The following is a 4,187-nucleotide window of genomic DNA, read 5'->3' as shown; positions in this document are numbered from 1 at the left end:
CCCGTCGCCGTCGGTGCCGTCGGAGTCCGTGGTGTCGCCGTCGGTCGTGTCCGTGGCGTCGCCATCGGTCCCGTCGGCGTCCCCGCCGTCCGTCCCGTCGGCATCGCCGCCGGGCGTCGGTGTGCCACTGGCCGGGCTGCTGGTGATGTCGTCGTCGTTGAGCGGCTCTTCGGGGGTGGTCGTCATACGTCCTCCTGGGTGCGAAGTGGCCGCCCCGGACGGGCGGCTCCTACATTCTGCTGCCAGGTTCGCCGCCCGACAACCGGAGGAGACTGGCCCTCGCCCGTGGCGGGTCGGCACGCGTAAGGGGCAGGCCATGGGTCATGTCGCACAGGCGAGCACGGGCGCGCGAGGCATCCTGGTCGTCACGTGCATCTCGACGCTCGTGGTCAACGGCAACACGTCGGCAGAGGTGCCGGTCCAACGAGGGCTCGCAGCTGCGGTCGGTCTCCCTGTGGGGTGCGGCCGCCGCTGTCGGGGCTGCGGCCGGACCACTGCTGGGCGGTGTCCTCGTCGACGTCACCGGGTGGCAGGGACTGTTCTGGGTCGATGCCACCGTCGCCGGCGCCTGCGTGCTGATGACGGCGGCGACCGTGGGGGAGTCGCGGGACCCCGATCGTCCCCGGACCATCGACTTCGCCGGCACCCTGCTCATTGCGCTGGTGCTGACGCCACTGATCCTCGGGGTCTCCAAGAGCGGCGACTGGGGATGGATCTCGGCGCCAACCCTCGGCTGCTTCGCGATCTCGGTCGCGTCCGGGGTGGCGTTCGTGGCCGTCGAGCAGAAGGTCGCGGTGCCGCTGCTGGACCTCGCGCTGCTGCGCAACCGGGTCCTGGTCGGCTCGACCATCGCGATCCTGATCGGCGCCGGCACGATCAACGCGCTGATGTATTTGCTCAGCCTGTACTTCCAGATCCTGCCACCCTCGGCTTCAGCCCGCTCGAGGCCGGACTGGCGACGCTGCCGGCCACGGTCGGACTGGTCGCGGTGGCCCCGCTGGTGCCGCGTCTGGCCCAGCGGATGGGTGGCCGACAGACCGTGTGCCTCGGATTCATCCTCACGACGATCGGCTTCGTCATCGTCGGCCTGGTCGACGCCTCGTGGACCTACGGCGCGTTCCTGCTCCCGCTCGTCGCGATCGCGGTGGGCATGGGCATGTCCAACGGCCCCGCCTCGTCGGCGGCCACGGCGTCCGTCCCCGAGAGGCAGGTCGGTGGCGCCTCCGGCGTCTCGAACATGGCGCGGTACGTCGGTGCGGCCGTCGCGACCGCGCTGGCGGCCACGATCTACGGAACCGTGATCGACAACCGGACCGACGACGGTGCGGCGAGGGGCGACGCGCTCGCGTCGGGTCTGGCTGCGGCGTCCTGGCTGATGGTGGTGTTCAGCGTCCTGGGTGTCCTGATGGCCGTCGCGATGGGCCGGCACCGTGCGGCGACCGGAACGCTCGACGACGCCGCCGCGGCAGCGGCGGCACACACGCACACCCTGCCCACGTCGGCCACGGCCGGCCGGTCCCGCTCACGGGGCTGAGCCACGACACACGCACCGCCGGGACGCGGTCAGCGCAGACGCTGGGCGAGGCCGTCCAGGTGGGTGTCGAGGTGACGTTGGTACCAGCCGCGACCCGACCACTTCTCGGGATCGGTGAAGCCCGGGATCGAGTGCTCGGGCACGTCCTGGTCGGTGGTCAGGCTCTGCATGCGGGCAGCGTCGATCGAGGAGTTGAGCACCAGGGTCCGGATGAAGTCGATCGCGGCCGTGGCATCGATCAGGTCGAGGCCGTGCTCGCACAGGGACTCGACATGAGGCGTCAGCTTCTCCACGAACCCCGGAGAGATGTTGCGTGCGGTCACTGCCGCGACGTCATAGCCGGTGTAGCGCTGGCACAGCCCCCACAGGGTCTCGCCGATGGCGGTGATCTCGTCACGCCAGTCCAGGTCGGTGGAGGGCCAAGGCGCTTCGCGGGCGATCCGGTCCATGGCCAGGACCAGCAGGTGCTCGCGACTGTCGACGTACCGGTAGAGCCCCGAGTGGGCCACGTTGAGGCGTCTGGCGATCTGCGGCATCGAGAACGTCGCCAGCCCCTCGGCCAGCACCGCGTCGATGATCTGGTCGACGGTGAGCTGTCGCGGACGTCCCGGCTTGGTTCGCATTCGTTCACGATACCGAGCGGCGGTCGGGACCAGCGAGGGTGCCGTCGTGGTGCGACGGGTCACCGCCAGCGGAGCGGATCGTGTGTGGGCCCGGGTCGGGCGGCACGCCCTGCGGACGGTCCGGGGGCCGACGGGTCGCACGCGAAGCAGTCGTCCGGGCGGTTGTGGGCGACCTGGGAGCGTGCGAGCGTGACGGTCCCGGCGTTGTAGATCCCACCGCCCTGCGCCGAGGAGGCGTCGGTGGCCGCGACACTGTTGTGGACGACCCGGGAGCTCGTGAGCGCGAGATCGACCGGCGGGCCGGAGAGGAAGGCACCGTTCCAGATCCCCCCGCCCTGGGCCATCGTCACCGGAGCGCGCGCCGTCCCGGTGTTGTTGCGCACGGTCGACGAGCGGGCTCGGAGGACGGTGTTGTTGAAGATGCCGACCCCGAGGACGCCGGCGGACCCGTGCGTGCTGCTCGCCCGAACCCGGTTGCCGCTGACCACGACCCGCGTCAGGTCGACCGGGTCGGCGTTGCCGACGAAGTCGTAGACCGCCAGTCCAGAGCTCCCCACGGCCGATCCGTCCACGCTGTGGATCGTGACGGAGTTGTCGGTGATCCGGGTGTCGGAGACGGTCCCTCCGGCGTTGATCTCGACGACGGAACCGACCGGCAGGATGTCATCGGTGGTCGCAACCTCGCTGATCACCCGATTGTGGCTGATCTCGGTGTCGCGCATGGTCAGCGGGGTCAGGTGGGACAGCAGCGCGGCATCGAAGGCCAGCGGCTCCCCGACGGGGTCCACGGTCCTGACGACGTTGTGATTGATCCGGGATCGCGTGATCAGCGTGCCGGCCGCGCCGCCACCGACATGGATGCCCCCGGCATGTGCGCCCATCTCGATGAGCTCGCCCTGTCCCAGGACCGGCCAGCGGGTCTGGAGGTCGGCGCGGTTGTGGCTGACGTCGCTGCGGTCGACGTCGAGGGACCCGCCCTCCACGAAGAGACCGGCGCCCTCGGCGAAGCGCCCGATCTCGCGTGGCACGGCGTCATTGCGGACCACCGACGAGCGACGGACGACAACGTCTCCACCGCGAGCCCACACCCCTGCACCGTCGGCGTCGCTCGCCGCCCCGCCGGCCAGGTTGTCGGAGATCCGGACCCGGTCGAGGGTCAGGTCACCCCGGGTCGCGATGCCAGCACCGAAGGAGCCTGCGTAGGGGCAGTCCGACTCGGGGCACCGGACGCCGCTCGGTGACGGACTGGTCCGAGTCGGCTCGGTCCGGTTGCCCTTCACCACGGAGCGCGACAGCGTCAGCGAGGCCCCCGGCGCGTCTCCGGACCCAGCCCGGACGAGCACACCCCCACCGAACGCCTCCACCCCGTCGCCGTGCGTGACCCCTCCGGTGATCGTCACGCCGACCACACGCGTGGCTTCGGCCGTGGGCTCGACGGTGATCACGGGACCGCCACCGGCGATCACGGTCCGCCCGGCCCCCGTTCCGATCAGGGTCACCGGCCGAACGATCGTGACACCCCCGGTGAAGACTCCGGCGGACAACCGGACGACGGCACCCGGACCGGCAGCCGAGAGCGCCGCGCTCAGCGTCGAGTGACAGCCCGCCCCGTCCACGCACGCCGTGACCCCGCCGCTGGATACTGCGACGGCAGGGCTCACCAGCCCGGAGGATCCGGCCAGCATCACCGCCGCCGCTCCGACGCCCAGCCAGCGAGCCGGCGATGCGTGCTGTGCCGTCATCTTGGGGCCCCTCCTGGGTCCGCGCTGCTCACGGGCGGGCCTCGATCACGAGGTTGACCGGTGTCGTGGTGGCGACGCGGACCCGGCTGAAGCCGGCGTCCTTGAGCATCGACGTCAGGACGGCCGGACCCGCCTGCGGACCGAGGGCGCGCTGCCCGGGTTGGGCGAGCGACGAGGGCGTGCACACCAGCGTCGAGGCGCCGTAGAACACGCGCCCGATCGGGTGCAGGTTGTCCTCGATGTGGTCACCGGCCATCGGCTCGACGAGCATGAACGTCCCGTCGTCGG

Annotated in this window: 3 protein-coding genes and 3 pseudogenes; 2 read left to right on the top strand and 4 right to left on the bottom strand. The window is 71.3% G+C overall.

Annotation, left to right across the window (positions count from 1 at the left end):
* Positions 1-186, bottom strand: a 186-nt coding sequence (locus tag JWQ91_RS03400; RefSeq protein WP_297780840.1) for a hypothetical protein, incomplete at its 3' end; no start/stop codon positions are given.
* A gap of 137 nt (positions 187-323) precedes the next feature.
* Here JWQ91_RS03400 and JWQ91_RS03395 point away from each other — a divergent pair.
* Both JWQ91_RS03395 and JWQ91_RS03390 read left to right on the top strand, forming a co-directional pair.
* Positions 324-854: pseudogene (locus JWQ91_RS03395) on the top strand (hypothetical protein); the annotation flags it as partial.
* A 77-nt stretch (positions 855-931) separates the two neighbouring features.
* Positions 932-1,534: pseudogene (locus tag JWQ91_RS03390) on the top strand (MFS transporter); the annotation flags it as partial.
* 29 nt (positions 1,535-1,563) lie between these two features.
* Here the strand turns inward: JWQ91_RS03390 and JWQ91_RS03385 are convergent.
* The 3 genes and pseudogenes from JWQ91_RS03385 to JWQ91_RS03375 form a co-directional block, all read right to left on the bottom strand.
* Positions 1,564-2,157, bottom strand: a complete 594-nt coding sequence (locus JWQ91_RS03385; protein WP_297780838.1) for a TetR/AcrR family transcriptional regulator — start codon at positions 2,155-2,157, stop codon at positions 1,564-1,566.
* A 59-nt stretch (positions 2,158-2,216) separates the two neighbouring features.
* Complete coding sequence (locus tag JWQ91_RS03380; protein WP_297780836.1) at positions 2,217-3,899, bottom strand: hypothetical protein; 1,683 nt, start codon at positions 3,897-3,899, stop codon at positions 2,217-2,219.
* Between the two features lie 28 nt (positions 3,900-3,927).
* Positions 3,928-4,187, bottom strand: a pseudogene (locus JWQ91_RS03375) (SAM-dependent methyltransferase); the annotation flags it as partial.

It is taken from the genome of Aeromicrobium sp., assembly GCF_025965075.1.
In the GTDB taxonomy this organism is placed as follows: domain Bacteria; phylum Actinomycetota; class Actinomycetes; order Propionibacteriales; family Nocardioidaceae; genus Aeromicrobium.
The sequence above is the reverse complement of the archived record's forward strand: the minus strand, read 5'-3'. Positions and strand labels throughout refer to the sequence as shown.

Coding starts and splice junctions, on each gene's coding strand:
- JWQ91_RS03385 (WP_297780838.1), bottom strand. CDS start 2,157: ATGCGAACCAAGCCGGGACGTCCGCGACAGCTCACCGTCGACCAGATC.
- JWQ91_RS03380 (WP_297780836.1), bottom strand. CDS start 3,899: ATGACGGCACAGCACGCATCGCCGGCTCGCTGGCTGGGCGTCGGAGCG.